The organism is Planomicrobium sp. YIM 101495, assembly GCF_009707665.1.
GTDB lineage: Bacteria > Bacillota > Bacilli > Bacillales_A > Planococcaceae > Planococcus.
Window position 1 is genome coordinate 17734 of the sequence record NZ_WLZW01000006.1, and the last position, 21095, is coordinate 38828.

25 protein-coding genes are annotated in these 21095 nt (G+C 49.3%); 24 read left to right on the forward strand and 1 reads right to left on the reverse strand.

All coding sequences use genetic code 11. The annotated features are described in order from the left end of the window. The first annotated feature begins 35 nt into the window (after window positions 1-35). The 13 genes from dnaX to rsmI all read left to right on the forward strand — a co-directional run bounded on the left by dnaX (window position 36) and on the right by rsmI (window position 9774). Window positions 36-1763 carry a DNA polymerase III subunit gamma/tau gene (dnaX, locus tag GIW82_RS13975; RefSeq protein ID WP_154750573.1) on the forward strand — a complete coding sequence of 576 codons (1728 nt, stop codon included), beginning with the start codon at window positions 36-38 and terminating at the stop codon, window positions 1761-1763. A gap of 27 nt (window positions 1764-1790) precedes the next feature. Beyond that, window positions 1791-2111 (forward strand): YbaB/EbfC family nucleoid-associated protein, encoded by a 321-nt coding sequence (locus GIW82_RS13980; RefSeq protein WP_154750574.1) that lies wholly within the window; start codon window positions 1791-1793, stop codon window positions 2109-2111. Window positions 2112-2124: 13 nt separating this feature from the next. Beyond that, window positions 2125-2721, forward strand: a complete 597-nt coding sequence (gene recR / locus GIW82_RS13985) for a recombination mediator RecR (protein ID WP_154750575.1) — start codon at window positions 2125-2127, stop codon at window positions 2719-2721. Window positions 2722-2737: 16 nt separating this feature from the next. Continuing rightward, the gene (locus GIW82_RS13990) at window positions 2738-2953 is read left to right on the forward strand and encodes a YaaL family protein (protein WP_154750576.1); all 216 of its coding nucleotides are present in this window, start codon (window positions 2738-2740) and stop codon (window positions 2951-2953) included. 126 nt (window positions 2954-3079) lie between these two features. After that, window positions 3080-4498: an aminotransferase class I/II-fold pyridoxal phosphate-dependent enzyme gene (locus GIW82_RS13995; RefSeq protein ID WP_195914063.1), complete on the forward strand. Its 1419-nt coding sequence runs from the start codon at window positions 3080-3082 to the stop codon at window positions 4496-4498. Between the two features lie 21 nt (window positions 4499-4519). Then, window positions 4520-5140: a dTMP kinase gene (gene tmk, locus GIW82_RS14000; protein ID WP_154750578.1), complete on the forward strand. Its 621-nt coding sequence runs from the start codon at window positions 4520-4522 to the stop codon at window positions 5138-5140. 72 nt (window positions 5141-5212) lie between these two features. Continuing rightward, window positions 5213-5542 carry a cyclic-di-AMP receptor gene (locus GIW82_RS14005; RefSeq protein WP_154750579.1) on the forward strand — a complete coding sequence of 110 codons (330 nt, stop codon included), beginning with the start codon at window positions 5213-5215 and terminating at the stop codon, window positions 5540-5542. 96 nt (window positions 5543-5638) lie between these two features. Next, window positions 5639-6631, forward strand: coding sequence for a DNA polymerase III subunit delta' (holB, locus tag GIW82_RS14010; RefSeq protein ID WP_154750580.1), 993 nt, complete (start codon window positions 5639-5641; stop codon window positions 6629-6631). Window positions 6632-6635: 4 nt separating this feature from the next. Beyond that, window positions 6636-7448, forward strand: a complete 813-nt coding sequence (locus GIW82_RS14015; protein ID WP_154750581.1) for a PSP1 domain-containing protein — start codon at window positions 6636-6638, stop codon at window positions 7446-7448. Between the two features lie 10 nt (window positions 7449-7458). After that, a complete protein-coding gene (yabA, locus tag GIW82_RS14020) occupies window positions 7459-7821 on the forward strand; it encodes a DNA replication initiation control protein YabA (RefSeq protein WP_370456251.1) in 363 nt (120 codons plus the stop codon). A gap of 93 nt (window positions 7822-7914) precedes the next feature. Then, window positions 7915-8652, forward strand: coding sequence for a tRNA1(Val) (adenine(37)-N6)-methyltransferase (locus tag GIW82_RS14025; protein WP_370456247.1), 738 nt, complete (start codon window positions 7915-7917; stop codon window positions 8650-8652). Then, entirely contained in the window at window positions 8642-8908 is a 267-nt protein-coding gene (locus GIW82_RS14030) for a GIY-YIG nuclease family protein (RefSeq protein ID WP_154750584.1), read from the forward strand. Before GIW82_RS14025 ends, GIW82_RS14030 begins: the two co-directional genes overlap by 11 nt. After that, the gene (gene rsmI, locus GIW82_RS14035; protein WP_154750585.1) at window positions 8905-9774 is read left to right on the forward strand and encodes a 16S rRNA (cytidine(1402)-2'-O)-methyltransferase; all 870 of its coding nucleotides are present in this window, start codon (window positions 8905-8907) and stop codon (window positions 9772-9774) included. Before GIW82_RS14030 ends, rsmI begins: the two co-directional genes overlap by 4 nt. A gap of 105 nt (window positions 9775-9879) precedes the next feature. Here the strand turns inward: rsmI and GIW82_RS14040 are convergent, their stop codons facing one another. Beyond that, window positions 9880-10158: a transition state genes transcriptional regulator AbrB gene (locus GIW82_RS14040; RefSeq protein ID WP_154750586.1), complete on the reverse strand. Its 279-nt coding sequence runs from the start codon at window positions 10156-10158 to the stop codon at window positions 9880-9882. A gap of 265 nt (window positions 10159-10423) precedes the next feature. Between GIW82_RS14040 and metG the strand changes: the two genes are divergently transcribed. The 11 genes from metG to glmU all read left to right on the forward strand — a co-directional run bounded on the left by metG (window position 10424) and on the right by glmU (window position 21086). Beyond that, window positions 10424-12382 (forward strand): methionine--tRNA ligase, encoded by a 1959-nt coding sequence (metG, locus tag GIW82_RS14045; protein WP_370456248.1) that lies wholly within the window; start codon window positions 10424-10426, stop codon window positions 12380-12382. A 190-nt stretch (window positions 12383-12572) separates the two neighbouring features. Beyond that, window positions 12573-13340 carry a TatD family hydrolase gene (locus GIW82_RS14050; RefSeq protein WP_154750588.1) on the forward strand — a complete coding sequence of 256 codons (768 nt, stop codon included), beginning with the start codon at window positions 12573-12575 and terminating at the stop codon, window positions 13338-13340. Window positions 13341-13415: 75 nt separating this feature from the next. Then, window positions 13416-14693 carry a ubiquitin-like domain-containing protein gene (locus GIW82_RS14055; RefSeq protein ID WP_370456250.1) on the forward strand — a complete coding sequence of 426 codons (1278 nt, stop codon included), beginning with the start codon at window positions 13416-13418 and terminating at the stop codon, window positions 14691-14693. Window positions 14694-14795: 102 nt separating this feature from the next. After that, a complete protein-coding gene (gene rnmV, locus GIW82_RS14060) occupies window positions 14796-15356 on the forward strand; it encodes a ribonuclease M5 (protein WP_154750589.1) in 561 nt (186 codons plus the stop codon). After that, complete coding sequence (gene rsmA / locus GIW82_RS14065; protein WP_154750590.1) at window positions 15353-16231, forward strand: 16S rRNA (adenine(1518)-N(6)/adenine(1519)-N(6))-dimethyltransferase RsmA; 879 nt, start codon at window positions 15353-15355, stop codon at window positions 16229-16231. The genes rnmV and rsmA overlap by 4 nt, the downstream gene beginning before the upstream one ends. 169 nt (window positions 16232-16400) lie before the next feature. Next, window positions 16401-16667 carry a biofilm formation stimulator Veg gene (gene veg / locus GIW82_RS14070; protein ID WP_154750591.1) on the forward strand — a complete coding sequence of 89 codons (267 nt, stop codon included), beginning with the start codon at window positions 16401-16403 and terminating at the stop codon, window positions 16665-16667. Between the two features lie 245 nt (window positions 16668-16912). After that, window positions 16913-17776, forward strand: a complete 864-nt coding sequence (ispE, locus tag GIW82_RS14075; protein ID WP_154750592.1) for a 4-(cytidine 5'-diphospho)-2-C-methyl-D-erythritol kinase — start codon at window positions 16913-16915, stop codon at window positions 17774-17776. A gap of 55 nt (window positions 17777-17831) precedes the next feature. Further along, window positions 17832-18659, forward strand: coding sequence for a pur operon repressor (purR, locus tag GIW82_RS14080; protein ID WP_154750593.1), 828 nt, complete (start codon window positions 17832-17834; stop codon window positions 18657-18659). 1 nt (window position 18660) lies between these two features. After that, a complete protein-coding gene (locus GIW82_RS14085) occupies window positions 18661-19038 on the forward strand; it encodes a RidA family protein (RefSeq protein WP_154750594.1) in 378 nt (125 codons plus the stop codon). Window positions 19039-19209: 171 nt separating this feature from the next. Continuing rightward, window positions 19210-19494: a septation regulator SpoVG gene (gene spoVG / locus GIW82_RS14090; protein ID WP_154750595.1), complete on the forward strand. Its 285-nt coding sequence runs from the start codon at window positions 19210-19212 to the stop codon at window positions 19492-19494. A 221-nt stretch (window positions 19495-19715) separates the two neighbouring features. Then, complete coding sequence (glmU, locus tag GIW82_RS14095) at window positions 19716-21086, forward strand: bifunctional UDP-N-acetylglucosamine diphosphorylase/glucosamine-1-phosphate N-acetyltransferase GlmU (RefSeq protein WP_154750596.1); 1371 nt, start codon at window positions 19716-19718, stop codon at window positions 21084-21086. Window positions 21087-21095: the final 9 nt, after the last annotated feature.

Sequence of the window (21095 nt, forward strand, 5' to 3'; positions counted from 1 at the left end):
ATGACTTACAAAAATCAGAGGAGGAGGGGAAAACGTTGACGTACCAAGCTTTTTACCGTGTGTACCGACCTCAGTCATTCTCCGAAATGACGGGACAGACGCACGTCAAACAAACCCTGCAAAACGCTCTCCTTTACAATAAGACAACGCACGCCTATCTGTTTTCAGGGCCTCGTGGGACTGGGAAGACAAGTGCTGCGAAAATATTCGCGAAAGCGCTGAACTGTGAACAATCTCCTGCTGCAGAACCTTGTAACGCTTGTGCTTCTTGCCTGAGTATTACAGAAGGCTCGAATACGGATGTCATCGAGTTCGATGCGGCGTCCAATTCACGTGTGGAAGAAATGCGGGAGATCATCGAGAAGGTCCATTTTGCCCCAGCGAACGCACGATTTAAAATATATATTATCGATGAAGTGCATATGTTATCAAACAGCGCGTTCAACGCGTTGCTGAAAACGTTGGAAGAACCACCGGAACATGCGGTGTTCATCTTGGCGACAACAGAGCCGCACAAGTTGCCGTTGACGATCATTTCCCGTTGTCAGCGCTTCGACTTCAAACGTTTGTCACAGGCGGATATCGTCAGCCGGATGGTGGAAGTACTGACGGATGCTGAGATTCCTTACAACGAACAAGTGCTGAAGATTATTGCGCAAGCAGCGGCGGGCGGCATGCGAGATGCACTCAGCTTACTCGATCAGGTCGTTTCGTTCAGTGGAGAAGAAATGACGGTGGAAGACGCACTGCTTGTTACTGGCTCGATCGGGCAGCAGCTGTTTTACGAGATTGCGGATGCCTTGCTCGAAAAAGAGGTCGGCATAGCACTTTCTTTATTGGAGAAGCTTGTGCAGGACGGGAAAGACCCTGTCCGGTTAGCTGAGGATTTCACCACGTTCTTCAGAGATTTACTGGTCATCAAAACAGCACCGGACTTGACCGATATGCTGGAGCTCGCGACATTCGAACCACGCTTCGAAGAGCTGGCACAACGCGTCGAAGCAGCACAGCTTTATGACTGGATCAGTATTTTGACGCAAACTCAGCAAGAGATGCGTTTTTCCAACCACACGAAAATCTACATGGAGACGGCGCTGTTGCGCATCGTCCAAGCAACGCCGGCAGTCGTCCAGCAAGCGTCCGCCGCGTCTCCGGAGCTCGAAGGCAAAGTGGCGCGGCTGGAACAGCTCGTCCTCGACTTACAGAACGAGTTGAAGAATGGAGCTCCGGCACAAGGGGCCCCAGCAGCCGAAGCGAAGCGCCGTCAGCGTCCACAAAGCACATTCAAAGTACCGGTGGGACGGATTGAGGAAGTGCTGAAAAATGCGACGAAGACGGATATCCAGACCATCAAATCGCATTGGGCGACGGTTCTTGGCCAATTGCAGAAATCACACTCCGCTTTATTGAATGAAGCGGAGCCGGTAGCAGCATCAAATGATGCATTTGTGTTAAAATTCAAGTATGATATCCATTGTCAGATGGCCGCGGATAACCGGAGTTTCGCTTCGACATTCGGTCAGCTTTTGCAGCAGCACACAGGACAGGCGTACTTGCCGATCTTCGTGCCTGAGGCGAGCTGGTTGAAGATCCGTGAAGAGTTCATCAGAAGCAATGGCAAAAAATCAAGTACAGAAGACAGCCAGGCAGATGCACCGGAAGATCATCCGTTCCCGGAAGGACAAGGAGCGGAGGAAGATCCGTTCATCGCCGAAGCGGAACGTCTTTTCGGCAAAGAGTTTGTCGAAGTGCATGATGAATAATGTTTACTATTCAAAGGAGGAATTAACATGCGCGGTGGAGGAAATATGCAAGGCATGATGAAACAAATGCAGAAAATGCAGAAACAGATGGCGGAAGCCCAAGAAGAACTAGGGACAATGCAGTTCGAAGGAACAACAGGCGGCGGCATGGTCAAAGTGATCGTTTCTGGTCATAAAGAAGTTCTTGACGTAGTGCTTGACGAAGCAGTCGTAGATCCAGAAGATATCGATACATTGCAAGACTTAATCGTCGTTGCAACAAACGAAGCATTTAAAAAAGCGGATGAGCATGCAAATGCAACAATGGGGAAATTTACGAAGGGCTTGAATCTCCCAGGCATGTTCTAGGAGGGAAATACTGATGCATTATCCTGAACCCATTTCGAAATTAATGGAAAGTTTCATGAAATTGCCAGGGATTGGGCCGAAAACAGCGGCCCGTCTGGCATTTTTTGTGCTTGGAATGAAAGAAGACACCGTCCTCGATTTTGCCAAAGCATTGGTTGATGCGAAGCGTAATCTTAGCTATTGCTCGGTTTGCGGACACATCACAGATACGGACCCATGTCACATCTGTCAGGATCAGCAGCGCGACCGTTCGACAATCTGTGTCGTGCAAGATCCGAAAGACGTCATCGCGATGGAGAAGATGCGTGATTACTCCGGTCTATACCATGTGTTGCAAGGAGCGATCTCACCGATGGAAGGAATCGGTCCGGAAGATATCAACGTTCCTTCTTTGTTGAAGCGTCTGCAAAACGAAGAAGTACAGGAGCTGATTCTGGCGACGAATCCGACGATCGAAGGGGAAGCGACAGCGATGTATATTTCCAGACTCGTCAAACCATCAGGCATCCGGACAACGCGGATTGCTCATGGACTACCGGTCGGCGGCGATTTGGAGTATGCGGATGAAGTGACGCTATCGAAGGCACTTGAAGGACGGCGTGAACTGTAAAGAGGAGTAACCGAACATGCTGTTTTCCAAAAAAGGTCGCTTGAAAAAAGAGTTCGACGACCAGCTGCTCGAACAATTCACGGCAGCGGGTCGCGAATGGCGCAGGGCGAAACGACTCGATGAATTGCTGGATGATTATGACGGGTATGCGGAAGCGGAACGGAAAATTGCAGAGAGCAAATATTTGTTCCTGCTGAAAGAAGCTCGGCATCGTCAAGTGAAGATCCATTAATCACGTAGGGCTGGAATTTCGATTCCGGCTTTTTTTGTTGCCGATTTTCAAAGAGGAACGTAAATGCCGAAATCATCGGTGTTTTTCGGTATAATGAAAGCACAATAAACAAGAAGGATGATCGAGATGACACAACGTCGCCCGCTAGTAGAAGCGTTGCTGAAATTCCAACAGCAACAGCCGGTATCGTTCCATGTGCCGGGGCACAAAAACGGATTACTGTCGACGCTTCCGGACGCGATCCGGCCAGCGCTCGCTTATGACGTGACGGAATTGGAAGGCTTGGATGATCTGCATCATCCGGAAGAGGCGATCAGGGAAGCACAGGAGCTGCTTGCAGAAGCATATGGGACAGAAGAGAGCTTCTTCCTTGTCAATGGTTCCACTGCCGGCAACCTTGCGATGATCTATGCGGTTTGTGAGCCGGGTGACCGGATCATCGTCCAGCGGAACTGCCATAAGTCGATTTTCCACGCGCTCGAACTTGCTGCAGCGGTCCCTGTTTTCCTGACGCCTACATGGGACGAGGAGACGATGACGGCCGCAGGACTTGAGGCGCTGCAAGTGGAACAGGCGCTGCAACAGTACCCGGATGCCAAAGCAGTGGTCTTGACGAGCCCGAACTATTACGGTGTCGTCCAGGCGGAGCTGGAAGCAATCATCGCACTTTCTCACCAATACGAAGTGCCAGTACTCGTCGATGAAGCGCACGGTGCCCATTTACGCATCGGGGGTCCGTTCCCTGCATCGGCACTAGTGCACGGCGCAGATGTCGTCGTGCATTCAGCGCACAAGACGTTGCCGGCGATGACGATGGGCTCGTTTTTGCATGTGCAAGGAGAGATGGTCAAGCCGGAGCAGCTCACAAAATATTTGCGCATGCTGCAATCGAGCAGCCCGTCATATTTGCTGATGGCTTCTTTGGACGATGCACGCGCGTATCTTCATACATATACACAAGCCGACCACCGTTCCTTCGAGGAGAAGCGCCGCCTGTTCTTAGAAGGGCTTTCTGCCATCCCGAAACTGACGGTCGTTGAGTCGGACGATCCACTGAAGCTGATGCTGCGGGTGGAAAGGTGGAGCGGCTTTCAATTGAAAGAGCAGCTGGAAGCGGAAGGCATCTATCCGGAACTGGCGGATGCATACCAAGTGCTTCTTGTGCTGCCACTCCTAAAGAGTGGGCAGAGCTTCCCGTTTGCGGAAATCCGCAGCCGTATCAAGGATGCCGTGAAAGCATTGGCGAGCAAACCGCGTACGGAATGGCTGGCAGCCCCTTTCCAAAAAGAGATGATGAGTGAGCCAGAGTATACATTCCGGGAAGTCTCGTCTGCAGGGTGTGAATGGGTGCCGTGGACAAAAGCGGCCGGGCGAGTATCAGCCGGGGCGGTCATTCCATATCCACCAGGAATTCCGTTGATCGTTCCGGGGGAAGTGTGGAGCACGGAAAAGCTTGCCTTATTGATGGATAACCTTGCATTTGGTGCTTCGATTCAAGGAGAGCACCGGCTGAAGGAAAAATTACTGAAGGTCATGAAGCGTTAATATCGGAATGGAGAGATAGGGATGAGTTGTTTTATCAGTTTAGAAGGCGGAGAAGGATCAGGGAAAACGACCGCTGCTGCACGAATCAAAGCGGAGCTTGAGGCGATGGGGCATGAAGTCGTCCAGACACGTGAGCCGGGCGGTATCGAGATTGCGGAACAGATCCGTTCCGTGATTCTGGATCTTGCCAATACAGGGATGGATGCCCGGACAGAGGCGCTGTTATACGCAGCAGCTCGCCGTCAGCACTTAGTGGAGAAAATCGTGCCGGCACTTAACGCAGGGAAGATCGTCCTGTGTGACCGCTTTATCGATAGCAGCCTCGCGTACCAAGGCCATGCAAGGGGGTTAGGCGTCGATGAAGTGTATGCAATCAACCGTTTTGCAGTCGATTCTTACTTGCCGGACGTCACATTGTTCTTCGACGTGTCACCGGAAACGGGGCTCGGCAGGATCGAGAAAGATGAGACACGCGAAATCAACCGTCTCGACATCGAATCGCTGAAGTTCCATCACGAGGTCCGTGAAGGATACCGATTGTTGATTGAGCGCTTCCCGAAGCGGATCCGCGTCGTCGATGCAGAGCAAGGGCTGGAGGAAGTTAGCCGTGCCGCTATGAAAATCATTGATTCATACTTGTGAAACTCACCCAGGTTGTTTTTGTTCGTGTTATAATTGAGATAGGGTAGGAATGCTGAAAAGGAGTGAAAGCTGATGAAACTTGTAGTCGCAGTTGTACAGGACCAGGACAGCAACCGTTTGTCCAACGCATTGACGAAAAATGACTTCCGGGCCACGAAGCTTGCCAGTACAGGAGGCTTTCTGCGTTCAGGGAATACAACGTTCTTGATCGGTGTCGATGATCAACTCGTGCCGAAACTATTGGATTTGATTCGTGATAATTGCCGTTCACGTGAACAGATGGTGGCGCCAGTATCACCGATGGGTGGAAATGCGGACTCTTACATTCCTTATCCAGTGGAAGTGGAAGTCGGCGGTGCAACGATTTTCGTCTTGCCGATCGAACAATTCCATCATTTTTGAATAGAGGGTGGGCAGGAAAACCGGCCCATTGCAGTCATATGACCCGTGACCCCTTTTAGGGCACGGGATTTTTTGCAAAGTCTGAAGGTGAGAGATATGCTGGAGACAGGGAAGACGTTTGAACGAATCCAGCCGGTCGTTATGAAGCGGCTGCAGCAGGCATTCGAGAAGGAGCGGTTGGCGCATGCCTATTTATTCGAAGGTCCGGCTGGAGCTGGAAAGCGTGAAATAAGCGGTTTTTTCGCGAAGTTATTACTTTGCGAAAATCCCGTACAAAATGTTCCATGTGAAACATGTAGAAGTTGTCGGCTGTATGAATCTGGGAATCACCCCGGCATTTCGACAATCAAGCCGGATGGACAATTCATCAAGATCGACCAGATCCGTGAACTGATCGCCATGATGAGCAAGACCGGCTTTACGAGCGGCCGGAAAATCTACATCATCGAAGAAGCGGATCGCATGAACCAATCGTCAGCGAACGCACTTCTGAAGTTCCTGGAAGAGCCGGGGCAAGATGTGACAGCGATTCTACTGACAGAACGCTTGCATTCCATCATGTCGACGATCCGTTCACGCTGCCAGCTCATTTCATTCCAGCCGCTATCGCGGGAAGTTTTACTGGAGAACTTGAAAGGCAGTGGCATGGCGCTATCACTTGCAGCGACGGTCAGCATGCTGACACAAAGCGCAGAACAGGCAGCGCTTCTTGCAGAGGACGAGCAGTTTCTGCAGCAACGCAAGACCGTCTTGAAACTAGTGACGGCCGTTGCTGCTGATATTCATGAAGCACTTTTAATGGTTCAATCGGACTGGCTTCCGCTTTTCAAGGAAAAAGAAGATGCCGAAAGAGGTCTGGACATGTTATTATTTGCTTATCGGGACATTGCTTCCGCGAAGGCAGGACTCGAAACGGTTTATACGTATCCGGACATGGAAGAAACTTGGAAGCAGATGGCTCTTCAGCGTTCGTATACCGCGCTGTCTGATCAGCTGCAAGCGATACTGCAAGCAAAGCAGCAATTGCCGCGTAATATGAACCGGACGTTGCTGATGGAGCAGTTGATGCTAAATCTGCAGGAGGGGTAAGCAATTGTATAAAGTGATAGGTGTCCGCTTCAAAAAAGCGGGTAAAATATATTATTTCGATCCTGGTGAATCTGTGATCAATAAAGACGATTATGTCATCGTCGAAACGGCACGTGGCGTCGAGTATGGGAAAGTCGTCGTCGCTGTCAAAGAAGTTGGGGAAAACGATGTCGTACTGCCGCTGAAGCAAGTGGTGCGTGTGGCATCGGAGCGCGACCGCCAGCAAGTGGAAGACAACCGGCTGGAAGCGCAACATGCATTCGAAGTCGGCACAGGGAAGATTGTCGATCATAAGCTGGAAATGAATCTTGTCGATGTTGAATTCACATTCGACCGCAACAAGATTATCTTTTATTTCACTGCCGAAGGGCGTGTCGACTTCCGGAACTTGGTAAAGGATCTGGCGTCTGTGTTCCGGACGCGGATCGAGCTGCGCCAAATCGGCGTGCGCGATGAAGCGAAGATGCTTGGTGGCATCGGTCCTTGTGGCCGGATGCTTTGCTGTTCGACATTCCTTGGTGATTTTGAACCAGTGTCGATCAAAATGGCGAAAGATCAAAATCTTTCACTCAATCCATCGAAGATTTCAGGATTGTGCGGACGGTTGATGTGTTGCCTGAAATATGAAAACGATGAATACGAAGAAGCGAAAAAAGCGATGCCGGATGTGGGTGAGCAAGTGACGACTCCGGACGGCCAAGGACGCGTTGTATCCATGAATCTATTGGAACGGGTGCTGAAAATCCGGATCGCCGACCACGATCAGCCGCTGGAATATACATTGGATGAGTTGGTGGATCAAGGAACGAGAGCGTGAGGTGTTAGAAGTGAAGGAACGGAACTTTTTAGATACTGTCATGGATTTCGAGCAGCAGCTGGAATCGATGCAGCAGCAATTCAGTGAATTGAAAGCCGTCGTAGCCCATACGATGGAAGAACATCATGCACTGCAATTGGAGAACCATCATTTGCGCAAGCGGTTGGAAGAGCTTCATGCAGAAGTTCCACAAACACCGCCTGCCGTGAAGACTGGCAAACTGCAGCGGGCTGCCATGGAAATCGGCGAAGGCTATGACAACCTGGCGCGGCTGTATCATGAAGGATATCATGTCTGTAATGTTCATTTCGGCAGTTCACGAAAAGGCGATGATTGCCTGTTCTGCTTATCATTCTTGAACAAGCAGAATTGAGACGGTGAAGGTGCAAAGCCTGATGAACCGCAGTTAGAGGCTCCTGCCAGTTAGACGGCGGAGCCTTTTATTATGGAAGAAGGAGGGTGCGCGATGTTATTGGACGACGAGCGACTCGATTATTTACTGGCAGAAGATTTACGGATCATCCAAAGTCCGTCCGTTTTCTCATTTTCATTAGATGCTGTACTGCTTGCCCGTTTTGCGCACATTCCGCGCAATAAACGTGGGAGAATTGTCGATTTATGTACTGGAAACGGAGCTATCCCGCTCTTTTTGAGCGCACGGACGGAGTCGCCGATCATCGGTGTAGAGCTGCAGGCGCGGCTTGCCGACATGGCACGGCGCAGCGTGGCATACAACAAACTGGAGCAGCAGATCGAAATCTTGGAAGGAGATGTGAAAGACATTCCAGCTGTCCTCGGCATCGAGAAGTACGATGCGGTGACGTGCAATCCACCGTATTTCCCTGCCCATGAACGAAGCGAGAAAAACATCAGTGAATTCATGGCGATTGCCCGTCACGAGCTGCATTTGACGTTGGATGAGTCGATTCGTTCAGCCAGCCAGTTGTTGAAGCAGGGCGGCAAAGCGGCGTTTGTCCATCGTTCGGGACGACTGATCGACATCATCGAAGCGATGCGGAGAAACCGGCTGGAGCCGAAGCGGATCCGGCTCATCTACCCGAAGGCAGGGAAAGAGGCGAATACGTTGTTGATCGAAGGCGTGAAAGACGGCAAGCCGGACTTGAAAGTATTGCCGCCGCTAATCGTCTACACCGATGATAACGAATACACGGAAGAAGTGCGGGAACTGCTGTATGGGGAATGAACATTTTTTCTACGTGCTTGAATGCGCGGATGGTTCGTATTATGCCGGGTATGCAGTGGATGTGGAGAAGCGTGTGGCGACTCATAATGCCGGGAAAGGTGCAAAATACACGCGGGCAAAGAGGCCAGTTGTCTTATTGCACCAGGAAGCATTCGGCACGAAAACGGAAGCGATGCGGGCGGAATATGCGTTCAAGCAATTGACGAAAGCGCAGAAAATTCAACACATATCCGGGAAACAGGAGGAACTTGGATGAACTCACAAAAAAGCTTTCAAGGAGATGAGCCGACGCTTTATCTCATCGCGACACCGATCGGTAATCTGGAAGACATCACGATGCGCGCCTTGCGTTTATTAAAAGAGGTCGATGTGATTGCGGCAGAGGATACGCGCAATACGAAGCACTTGTGTAATTATTTCGCGATAGAGACGAAACTGGTCAGCTACCATGAGCACAACCAGGAAAGCGGTGGGCATAAAATCCTATCCTTCCTGGACAACGGACAATCCGTCGCACTCGTCAGTGATGCAGGCATGCCGTGCATTTCCGATCCGGGTGAAGACATCGTCCATAAGGCGCTGGAGGAAGGCTACCGCGTCGTACCGGTGCCGGGCGCCAATGCAGCGCTCAGCGCATTGATCGTATCCGGGATTTCCCCACAGCCGTTTCTGTTTTATGGCTTCTTGCCGCGTAAGAAAAAGGAGCGGGTCACCGAGCTCGAAAAACTGGCCCGCCGGCAGGAAACGTTGCTGTTCTACGAAGCGCCCCATCGGCTGAAAGAATGCCTGAAAGGGTTCAATACGGTATTCGGAGGCGACAGGCGCATCGTCTTGGGCCGGGAAATCACGAAGAAATTCGAAGAGTTCCTGCGTGGGACACTTGCTGAAGCGTTGGAGTGGGCGGAAACGAACGAAATGCGCGGCGAGTTCTGTCTCGTCGTGGAAGGAAGTTCCGAAGAAGAACAGCCGGAGCAAGAGGTATGGTGGCAGAAGCTGGAAATCGCTGAACATGTCGAACAAGTGATGGCGAAGGACGATAGAAGGTCCAAAGACGCGATCAAGCAAGTAGCGGTCGACCGGAAGCTGCCAAAGCGCGAAGTTTACGACGCGTATCATAAGTAAATGGATCAGAAACAGGGCACGCTGAAAATCCAGTGTGCCCTGTTGTATTCTTATAGAAGAGAACGAAAAAATGGCGGGGAAGCGATCGGCTGCCCTGCCATTTGATTATGACTTCAAGCTGTTTTGGATTTCTTTTACCAGGATATCGGCACCTTCAGGGCTCAAGATCAATTTGCCACCAGCAAGGCGCATATTGTCATCAGAAACTTCCCCTGTGATTGCACAAGTCATGTTTGGCATATATTTTTTCAAGATAATCTTGTCATCATCTACATAAATCTCCAAAGCATCTTTTTCAGCGATGTCCAATGTGCGGCGCAATTCGATTGGAATAACTACGCGGCCAAGTTCATCTACTTTTCTCACGATTCCAGTTGATTTCATGTCCATTTCTCCTCTCATATTTGCAGGTTTTTCGTCAAAATTCGACATTTCCCACTTCCTGTCATAAATGATACCAACAACTTACATTTTGGTCAACGAAAAACAACCACCATTTACAGTGAAATCGTATTATTCTTAACATTCTTTTGCTACGAATTGGTACGACCACTAATTTCAGAGTAGTGGAAAGAAGAAGCTGAAGGATTGTATAAAGCGTCTTCCTTCGCTAAAATGAGAGTAGAACATTGAACTGGGGGAATTTTTCGTGACAGGAACCGACAAAACATTTTATTTAACCACACCCATTTATTATCCAAGCGGAAAATTCCATATTGGAACGGCTTATACGACTGTTGCGTCAGACGCAATGGCTCGCTATAAGCGCTTGAGAGGCTACGATGTCCGCTTCCTCACGGGCATGGATGAACATGGCCAGAAAATCGAGGAAAAGGCGAATGAAGCCGGCAAAGAGCCACAGCTGTTCGTGGACGAGATGGCGAATGCTGCCAAAAAAGTATGGTCGATCATGGATATCACGTACGATGATTTCATTCGGACGACAGAAGAGCGCCACAAGAAGAGTGTCGAAAAGATCTTCCAGACATTCCTCGATAATGGCGACATTTACAAAGGGGAATACGAAGGCTGGTACTGCACGCCGTGTGAATCGTTCTATACGGAAGCACAGCTTGAGGATGGCAACTGCCCTGACTGCGGACGACCTGTCCATAAAGTAAAAGAGGAATCGTACTTCTTCAACATGAAGAAGTATGCAGACCGCTTGCTTGATTACTACGAGAACCATGTCGAATTCATCGAGCCGGAGTCTCGTAAGAATGAAATGATCAACAACTTCATCAAGCCGGGCTTAGAAGATCTTTCCGTTTCACGTACGTCATTCGACTGGGGCATACCGGTGCCTGGCGATTCGAAGCACGTCATCTATGTTTGGGTCGATGCGTTGTCCAATTACATCACGTCACTCGGCTACGGTTCGGATGATGAGTCGCTTTTCAACAAGTACTGGCCTGCGGATGTGCACGTTGTGGGGAAAGATATCGTCCGTTTCCATACGATTTACTGGCCGATCTTCTTGATGGCGTTGGATCTTCCGCTGCCGAAGAAAATCTTCGCACACGGATTCATCATGATGAAAGACGGCAAAATGTCGAAATCAAAAGGCAACGTCGTCTATCCCGAAATGCTTGTCGAGCGTTACGGGCTGGATGCGACACGCTACTTCTTGTTGCGTGAATTGCCATTCGGTTCTGACGGCGTCTTCTCACCAGAATCATTTATCGAACGGACGAACTTCGATTTGGCAAACGACCTCGGGAACTTACTGAACCGGACCGTGTCGATGATCAATAAATACTGCGACGGGAATATCCCCGCTGTCAGAACGGAAAGAACGGACTTCGACAAAGCGTTGCAGGAAACTGCGCGTAACGCTGTCGCAGCTTACGAAAAGCATATGGAAAAAATGCAGTTCAGTATCGTGTTGTCGGAAGTGTGGAGCCTTGTGTCCCGTACGAACAAATACATCGATGAAACGGCTCCGTGGGTACTCGCGAAAGACGACGCATCAAAAGAGCAGCTTGATTCGGTCATGGGTCACTTGGCAGAAAGCTTGCGGATGATCGCAGTAATGCTGCAGCCGTTCTTGACGAATGCGCCGAAGCAAATCATCGAACAGCTCGGACTTAGCGAAGATGCATTGGCATGGGATACGCTTGAAACATTCGGTGGCATTCCGGCAGGCACAAAAGTCATTGCGAAAGGAACACCAATCTTCCCACGTTTGGAAATCGAACCGGAAGTAGCCTACATTCGTGAACAGATGCGCGGTCCTGTTACAGAAACTGAGGAAGAAGCGGAAGTGATGTATGCACCTGAGGGTGAAGAAATCACAATCGACGACTTCATGAAAGTTGATTTACGCGCAGCGACGGTTACAGCGTGTGAGCCGGTACCGAAAACATCCAAACTGCTCAAATTGCAAGTGGATCTCGGCTACGAGCAGCGTCAAGTAGTGTCGGGCATCGCTGAACACTACAAGCCGGAGGAATTGGTCGGACGTAAAGTGGTCGTCGTGGCCAACTTGAAGCCAGTTAAACTGCGCGGGGAGTTGTCTCAAGGGATGATCCTTGCGGGTGAACAAGATGGACTGCTCCAATTGGCAGAAGTGGCAGAACTATTACCGAACGGTGCAAAAATCAAATAAAAATACACAAAAAAGCGTCCTACTTGACGAAAGTAGGGCGTTTTTCTTATGCTAGCACGAGTCGAATGGACTGCTTACCGGCAGGATTGTTACACGATTATCATGTTTTGTTAGCGAAATGTAATATTCACGTGAAGAATGACATAACGTAAAAGTTTAAAATAAAGAAGTATTGTGAGGAGAATGTAAAATGTTTATCGATACACATGTCCATTTAAACGCAGAACAATTTAATGAAGATATAGAAGAAGCAATCGAGCGTGCACGCCAACAGCAAGTGGAGAAGATGGTCGTCGTTGGATTCGACCGACCGACAATCAAGCGCGCTTTGGAGCTCGCTGAAGCTTATCCGTTCATCTATGCAGTCGTCGGCTGGCATCCGGTCGATGCAATCGACTGCACCGAAGAGGACCTAGCTTGGATCGAAGAGCTTGCTGCCCACCCAAAAGTGGTCGGCATCGGTGAAACGGGTCTTGATTACCACTGGGACAAGTCACCGAAAGACATCCAGCAGGAAGTTTTCCGCAAGCAGATTCATCTTGCGAAGCGCGTGAAATTGCCGGTCATCATCCATAACCGGGATGCGACGGAAGATGTGCTGCGCATCTTACGCGAAGAGCACGCAGAAGAAATCGGCGGCGTGATGCACTGCTTCAGCGGGAGCGTCGAGTCTGCGAAGGAAAGCATTGCGCTTAACTTCATGATTTCCCTTGGCGGACCGGTAACGTTCAAAAATGCCAAAAAACCGAAGCAAGTGGCGGAAGAAATCGAATTGAAGCATTTGATGATCGAGACGGATGCACCCTATTTGGCGCCGCATCCATATCGCGGGAAGCGAAATGAACCGTCATACGTCCCGCTCGTAGCGGAAGAGATCGCCCGCTTGAAAGGGTTGCCGCTCGAGGAGGTGGCAGAAGAAACGACAAAAAATGCCATCAATTTCTTTAAATTAAGCTAAGAAAAATATCAATTAATTTGACATCATGAAATGAACTCTATATAATCGCTCAGGTGAACTAAGGAGGAGTTATTTTTGACGAAAGAACCAACAAATAGGACGAATGTGAAAAATTTTTCAGCAAAATCCATGGCGGTCACGATCGCTACATTCCTGCTTTTTGCTGCAGTTTTAACATTTGCCGTGTATGAAGGTACGAAGAATACCGTAACATTTACAGCCAACGGAGAAGAACTAGAAGTACGCACACATGCAGATACATTCGGCGAGTTCTTGACGGAACAAGAAGTTTCAGTCGGAGAACATGACTATTTAAGCCAATCCACAGAGACAGCAATCACAGAAGATACAGCAGTCGAATGGGAAGCGGCAAAAGAATATGCATTCGCAGTGGATGGAGAAGCTGCAACAGCATGGACGACAGATAACACGGTATCCGCCATTTTGGCAAAAGCGGGCATTCAAGTGACGGAACACGATAAAGTGGTGCCGGCACTGGAAGAAAAAGTGGATGAGGACACAACAATCGAGATCGAAAAAGCATATGAGGTAACAATCCTTAATGGTTTGGAAGAGAAGAAAGTATGGTCCACTTCGACTACGGTCGCTGATCTTTTAAAGCACCATAAAATCGAATTAGGAGAACTTGATCGAGTAGAGATGGCGATGGACGAAGAAGTGAAGCCAGATGCGAAAATTCAAGTGGTTCGCGTAGAAAAGGTCACCGATGTAGTGGAGGATTCAATGAAATTCGCTTCAGAAACGAAGAAAGATGATTCGCTCCTGAAAGGGAAAGAGAAGCTTGTCCAAAAAGGCGAGAACGGCGTCATCTCGAAAACATATGAAGTCATCAAAGAAAACGGCAAAGAAGTGAAACGCAACTTGAAAGAAGAGAAAGTTGTGAAACAGCCGAAGAAACAAATTACAGCAGTAGGCACGAAAACGATCGTTGCGAGCGTTTCACGCAGCAATGCTTCTTCTTCAAAAGCGACAACAGCTTCGACAACAGCTGCAACACAAGCTTCGACAGCCGCATCAACGGCTGCAGCACCATCTTCTGGCGGCAAAGAGTTCTACGTATCAGCAACAGCTTATACAGCTAGCTGTGCTGGTTGTTCCGGGATTACAGCAACGGGCATCAACTTGAAAGCGAATCCTGGCTTGAAAGTCATCGCTGTAGACCCACGCGTTATCCCACTCGGCACGAAAGTATGGGTTGAAGGCTACGGGAATGCGATTGCCGGCGATACTGGCGGCGCAATCAAAGGCAACAAAATCGACATCTTCGTTCCAAACCGCTCGGATGCATTGGCATTCGGACGTAAGCAAGTGAAGATCAAAATCCTTAATTAATAGCGAGGCAACTTGGCTTTCCCGGTAATCACCGGGAAAGCTTTTTATCTGTATACCCCGTAAACTATGGTTAAAACGGCATCGAAGGAAAGAGGAACCGATATGCGCATCCAAGAATTTATTATAGTAGAAGGAAAAGACGACACGACCGCAATCAAGCGGGCGGTAGACGCAGACACGATCGAGACGAACGGTTCAGCAATTTCAAAAGAGACGTTGATGAAAATCGCGCATGCAGTGGAAAAACGGGGCGTCATCGTTTTTACCGATCCGGATTATCCTGGCCGGCGCATTCGTGCTATTATTGAAGAACATATCCCAGGAGTGAAGCATGCCTTCTTACCGAAGGAAAAGACCATCGCCAAAAATGGTAAAGGCCTTGGCATCGAGCATGCGTGTGATGCAGATATCCGCGAAGCGTTAGCTGCCGTGTACACTCCCCGGACTGCTTCTGAGAAGTCTCTCATCACATTGGAAGATCTGATCGATGCACGGCTGATTGGACATCCTGCCGCCAAGGAGCGACGGACACGCGTCGGCGCACATTTACGCATCGGTTATACAAATGGCAAGCAGCTGCATAAACGCCTGCAGCTGTTCGGCATCACGAAAGAGCAATTCGGACAGGCGGTACAAATGGTGAACCAGGAGGAAAAAGAATGACCAAAGATATAGCAACACCGATTCGCACGAAACAGATCATGGACAAATACGGACTGAAAGTGAAGAAGAGCCTTGGGCAGAACTTCTTGATCGATCCGAACATTTTGCGCAACATCGTCGATCACGCAGGGCTGACGAAAGACTCGGCTGCCATCGAAGTCGGTCCTGGCATCGGCGCATTGACGGAACAATTGGCGCGTCAGGCAGGGAAGGTTCTTGCCTTCGAAATCGATCAACGCTTGCTGCCGGTGCTCGAAGACACGTTGTCTCCTTACGACAACATCGACATCGTCCATTCAGACATCTTGAAAGCAGACGTCCAGAAAACAATCGACGAACAATTGGTCGGCTATGAAGACATCATGGTCGTCGCCAACTTGCCTTACTACATCACCACACCGATCATCATCCGTTTGTTGACAGAGAACCTACCGATCCGTGGCCTTGTCGTCATGCTGCAAAAAGAAGTGGCGGAACGCATCACGGCGAAGCCAGGAACAAAAGCATACGGTTCGTTGTCAATTGCTATCCAGTACTATACACATGCGGAACTTGCGATGATCGTCCCACCGACCGTCTTTATGCCACAGCCGAACGTCGATTCCGCAGTAATCCGTATGATCAAACGAACCGAGCCGATCGCACAAGTAACCGACGAGAAGTTTTTCTTTACCGTGACCCGTGCTTCGTTCGTTCAGCGCCGCAAGACGATCTTCAACAACTTGCAAGCCGGTCTTCCGGAAGGCAAGGCGAAGAAAGAAGCGATCATCGAAGCACTTGAAGGGACAGGCATCGAACCATCACGCCGCGGAGAGACCTTAACAATCCAGGAATTCGCGCAGTTGGCGAACGCATTATATCCTTCATTTTCGTAAAGGAACAAATTGTCAGAATTATTCACACTCCTGGCACATCTGCTGTTCTTCTGAAATGTTTCGGAAAAATAAATATTGACAGCTGGTCGCCAAACTTGTTAAAATATAAAATTTGCTTGACAAATTCGGCTGTTTATCGTATGCTTATCTTCGAGTGAGGTGTAGATAAATGCCTAAAACTTTGGCGGATATTAAAAGGTCGATGGATTTGCATTTAGGAAAACGTTTGGTGTTAAAAGCAAACGGAGGTCGCAAGAAAACGGTCGAACGGGCCGGGATTTTGAGAGAAACATATCATTCCGTATTTGTCATTGAGCTTGACCAGGATGAACATGCGTTTGAACGTGTTTCTTACAGCTACGCAGACATCTTAACAGAAGCCGTAGAGATTACAGTCTACGAAGAAGAAGAAGCAGAAGCACTCGTTATTAGATAATCATTAATTTTATTTCCATATTTTTTATGCTCACAGAGGGCGATCGTCGCCTCTGTGAGTTTTTTCTATTTTCACAGCTTTTCCATCCACCCCCTGCATATGTTAAAATAGTCTCCATTAACCCATCCATTAAGTTAAGCGAGGGAATGCTATTGCTGAAAGGCCGGGAAGAAAGCGCCATTTTACGGAATATCGGAACTGCATTCGCACGAAACTGAACTTATGGACAAAGGAGTCTGTGTAACATGCTTTATGTGAAAGCACCTGCCAAAATCAACTTAACATTAGATGTGCTGCACAAGCGGTCCGACAACTACCATGAAGTCGAAATGATCATGACGACCGTCGATTTGGCGGACCGGATCGGCTTGATGGGTACGGCGAGTGGCATCCACATCCGTTCGGACGACCGTTTCGTCCCGAATGATTCCCGCAACCTTGCCTACCAGGCAGCCGAACTGATCAAAAATACATTCGGCATCAAAACCGGTGTCATCATTTCCTTGGAAAAACAGATTCCGGTCGCTGCAGGACTTGCAGGCGGCTCGAGTGATGCAGCTGCTACATTGAAAGGGCTGAACCGCCTATGGCAGCTTAATCTGTCATTGGACGAACTGGCGGAGCTTGGCGCGAAGATCGGCTCGGATGTTTCATTCTGCGTCTACGGCGGTACGGCACTTGCCACAGGACGTGGCGAAATCATCGAAGCACTGCCGGCACCACCGCATTGCTGGGTCATTTTGGCGAAGCCGACAATCGGGGTCTCTACTGCAGAAGTTTATGGCGCATTCAATCCTGAGACTGCGGATCATCCCGACACTCAAGCGATGATCGAAGCGCTCCATGCCGGCGACTACGAAGCGATGTGCGACAATCTCGGGAATGCGCTGGAAAGCGTGACACTCGGCATGCATCCTGAAGTGCAGCAAATCAAAGATCACATGAAGAAATTCGGTGCGGACGCGGTCTTGATGAGTGGCAGCGGCCCGACCGTCTTCGGACTGGTCCAGCAAGAAGCAAGAATTTCACGCATCTATAATGGTCTTCGCGGTTTTTGTTCGGAAGTATATGCTGTACGGATGATCGGGGAGCGGGAGATACTTGCTTAAAAGCGTATGTTTATGGTAGGTTTGCTTTAAACATTCGGATTTAGGAGAGGTAGCCATGAAATGGAAACGCAGTGAACGACTTGTTGATATGACGCATTATTTGCTGGACCATCCCCATACGTTGATTCCGCTGACGTATTTCTCGGATCTGTACGAATCTGCCAAATCTTCGATAAGTGAAGACCTCGGCATCATCAAGGAGACGTTCGAGGAAAAAGGCATCGGCATTCTGCAGACGGTACCTGGTGCAGCGGGCGGTGTGAAATTCGTGCCGAAGCTGCGGGATACCGCCGTCCAAGAAGTGGTAGATGAACTGCTGGAGGAATTAAGCCATTCGGACCGATTATTGCCAGGCGGCTATTTGTATTTGACGGACGTCCTCGGCAATCCGCGCATGATGAATCGTGTCGGGAAAGTATTTGCCTCTGCATTTGCTGATCAGAAAATCGATGCCATCATGACGGTCGCGACAAAAGGGATTCCGATCGCCCAAGCAACGGCAAGACATTTGAACGTACCGGTCGTCATCGTGCGCAGAGACAGCAAAGTGACGGAAGGATCGACGGTCAGCATCAATTACGTATCAGGCTCTTCACGGCGTATCCAGACGATGGTGCTCTCTAAGCGAAGCATGAAAAGCGGACAGCGCGTCTTAATCATGGATGACTTCATGAAAGTCGGCGGTACGATGAACGGCATGAAGAATTTGCTGGAAGAATTTGATTGTACGCTGGCAGGAGTAGCTGTACTCGTAGAAGCGGAGCATGCGGATGAATGTCTCGTGGACGATTACTTGTCGCTTGTGAAATTGACAAGCGTCGATGAAAAAGAGCGGTCCATTGAATTGCAACAAGGAAACTACTTAACAGACGGAGGACGATGAGATGAAATACGTAGTGACAGATCAAGCGGCGGCAGCAATCGGCCCATACTCGCAAGGCATCGTGGTGAACGGCATGTTTTACAGTTCCGGACAGATTCCGTTGAAGGCGGATGGCCAATTCGTAGACGGAACGATCACTGAACAGACGCACCAAGTGTTTGCGAACTTGAAGGCGGTTCTGGCTGAAGCAGGAAGCTCATTGGACCAAGTGGTCAAGACCACTGTGTTCATCAAGGACATAAACGACTTTGCAGAGCTGAACGAAATTTACGCATCTTATTTCGGCGATCATAAGCCGGCACGTTCCACGGTTGAAGTAGCGCGCCTGCCAAAAGACGCCAAAGTCGAAATCGAAGTCATAGCACTTGTAAATGCATAACTAACGATTACAGCACTTCTGCAAATATCGCAGAGTTGCTGTTTTTTTCTTCTATCTTTTTAATTGAAGAAATTTTCTTTCAAATCTGAGTTTATCGGCAGGAATAAGGAAGTCTTAGGCGAATAGTGATTAGAGTGACAGTAAATTGCAGCTAAGAGAGGTGGTGAAAGAATGGAAGTTACTGACGTAAGGCTTCGCCGTGTCCAAACCGAGGGAAGAATGCGTGCGATCGCTTCCATCACCCTGGACGATGAGTTCGTGATTCATGATATTCGGGTGATCGACGGGAATGGTGGACTGTTTGTGGCAATGCCAAGCAAACGGACACCGGACGGGGAATTCCGTGATATTGCGCATCCTATTAATTCTGACACCCGCTCCAAACTCCAGCAAGCCGTCCTGACGGCCTATGAACAAAGCGAAAATGATCCGGTTTATGAAGAAGCCGGCGTATAATCTCCCAAGCCGAAGAGCCTTTCATAAAAAGAGGCTCTTTTTCTTATGTCATTTTTGTCAAGGCTTTGTCATCATCCCGTTCCTTGAAATACATCATTTTTTCCTATATAGTTAATAACAGCGTAAACAGCTGAAAACTTGATTTAGACGCACTTCCAAAATCCGGAAAGATTATCTGTAAGCTGAACTTCAAATCCATTTTGACGACGGAGGATTAAAATATGACTCATACATACGCAGTGATCTTGGCTGCTGGTCAAGGAACCCGCATGAAGTCAAAACTTTATAAAGTGTTGCATCCTGTCTGCGGTATGCCGATGGTTGAACATGTGGCACGCAACATCCGTCAGTTGGATGTCGCGAAAACAGTCACAATCGTCGGACACGGCGCAGAAAAAGTGAAAGAGCAATTAGGGGAGATGAGTGAGTATGCGCTGCAGGAAGAGCAGCTCGGTACAGCTCATGCGGTCCAGCAAGCTGCATCCATGATCGAAGGACTGGAAGGAACGACTTTGGTCGTCTGCGGAGATACACCGCTCATCCGTCCGGAAACGATGGAGAATTTGCTTGCCCACCATAAAGAGACGAACGCGAAAGCAACGATCCTGACAGCACTTGCGGATGACCCGACCGGCTATGGCCGCATCATCCGGAACGAAGAAGGGCATGTCGCGAAGGTCATCGAACAAAAAGATGCTTCTGCCGAAGAGCAGCAAGTGAAAGAAATCAATACCGGCACGTACTGCTTCGACAACGAAGCGTTATTTACAGCATTGAAGAAAGTGTCCAATGAAAATGCCCAAGGCGAATATTATTTGCCGGATGTCATCGAGATTCTGAAGAATGAAGGCGCGACCATCTCTGCCTATGCGACAGACAGTTTCGAAGAGACGCTTGGCGTCAATGACCGCGTCGCACTCAGCCAAGCTGAGAACACGATGCGCGCACGCATTGCCGAGAAGCACATGCGTGCAGGCGTGACAATCATCGACCCGGCGACAGCATTCATCAGTGCCGAAGCGGTAATCGGCGCTGACACGGTGCTGCAGCCGAACGTCATGATCGAAGGCGCGACAGTAATCGGTGAAGATTGCTTGATCGGCCCGAACAGCCAAATCGTCGACAGCCGGATCGGTGATGGCACGACGATCCATTCGTCCGTCGTCCTGCAAAGCACGGTCGGCAACGAAACAAAAGTCGGTCCGTTCGCACACATTCGCCCGGACAGCCAGCTTGGGGATGAAGTGAAGATCGGCAACTTCGTCGAAGTGAAGAAATCGGAGCTTGGCAACAACAGCAAAGTCTCCCATCTGAGCTATATCGGCGATGCGCACGTCGGCACGAACGTCAACATCGGCTGCGGAACGATTACAGTGAACTATGATGGCAAGAACAAGCACCTGACAACAATCGAAGACGATTCCTTCATCGGATGCAACTCGAACTTGATTGCACCGGTGACTGTCGGCAAAGGATCGTATGTAGCTGCAGGCTCGACCATCTCCAAGGATGTACCAGAAGATTCGTTGGCGATTGCGCGTTCCCGCCAAGAGAATAAAGAAGGCTATGCAAAAAAAATAAACAGGAAATAATTGGGAGGT

Coding starts and splice junctions, on each gene's coding strand:
- GIW82_RS13980 (WP_154750574.1), top strand. CDS start 1,791: ATGCGCGGTGGAGGAAATATGCAAGGCATGATGAAACAAATGCAGAAA.
- recR (WP_154750575.1), top strand. CDS start 2,125: ATGCATTATCCTGAACCCATTTCGAAATTAATGGAAAGTTTCATGAAA.
- GIW82_RS13990 (WP_154750576.1), top strand. CDS start 2,738: ATGCTGTTTTCCAAAAAAGGTCGCTTGAAAAAAGAGTTCGACGACCAG.
- GIW82_RS13995 (WP_195914063.1), top strand. CDS start 3,080: ATGACACAACGTCGCCCGCTAGTAGAAGCGTTGCTGAAATTCCAACAG.
- tmk (WP_154750578.1), top strand. CDS start 4,520: ATGAGTTGTTTTATCAGTTTAGAAGGCGGAGAAGGATCAGGGAAAACG.
- GIW82_RS14005 (WP_154750579.1), top strand. CDS start 5,213: ATGAAACTTGTAGTCGCAGTTGTACAGGACCAGGACAGCAACCGTTTG.
- holB (WP_154750580.1), top strand. CDS start 5,639: ATGCTGGAGACAGGGAAGACGTTTGAACGAATCCAGCCGGTCGTTATG.
- GIW82_RS14025 (WP_370456247.1), top strand. CDS start 7,915: ATGTTATTGGACGACGAGCGACTCGATTATTTACTGGCAGAAGATTTA.
- GIW82_RS14030 (WP_154750584.1), top strand. CDS start 8,642: ATGGGGAATGAACATTTTTTCTACGTGCTTGAATGCGCGGATGGTTCG.
- rsmI (WP_154750585.1), top strand. CDS start 8,905: ATGAACTCACAAAAAAGCTTTCAAGGAGATGAGCCGACGCTTTATCTC.
- GIW82_RS14040 (WP_154750586.1), bottom strand. CDS start 10,158: ATGAAATCAACTGGAATCGTGAGAAAAGTAGATGAACTTGGCCGCGTA.
- GIW82_RS14050 (WP_154750588.1), top strand. CDS start 12,573: ATGTTTATCGATACACATGTCCATTTAAACGCAGAACAATTTAATGAA.
- rnmV (WP_154750589.1), top strand. CDS start 14,796: ATGCGCATCCAAGAATTTATTATAGTAGAAGGAAAAGACGACACGACC.
- rsmA (WP_154750590.1), top strand. CDS start 15,353: ATGACCAAAGATATAGCAACACCGATTCGCACGAAACAGATCATGGAC.
- veg (WP_154750591.1), top strand. CDS start 16,401: ATGCCTAAAACTTTGGCGGATATTAAAAGGTCGATGGATTTGCATTTA.
- ispE (WP_154750592.1), top strand. CDS start 16,913: ATGCTTTATGTGAAAGCACCTGCCAAAATCAACTTAACATTAGATGTG.
- purR (WP_154750593.1), top strand. CDS start 17,832: ATGAAATGGAAACGCAGTGAACGACTTGTTGATATGACGCATTATTTG.
- GIW82_RS14085 (WP_154750594.1), top strand. CDS start 18,661: ATGAAATACGTAGTGACAGATCAAGCGGCGGCAGCAATCGGCCCATAC.
- spoVG (WP_154750595.1), top strand. CDS start 19,210: ATGGAAGTTACTGACGTAAGGCTTCGCCGTGTCCAAACCGAGGGAAGA.
- glmU (WP_154750596.1), top strand. CDS start 19,716: ATGACTCATACATACGCAGTGATCTTGGCTGCTGGTCAAGGAACCCGC.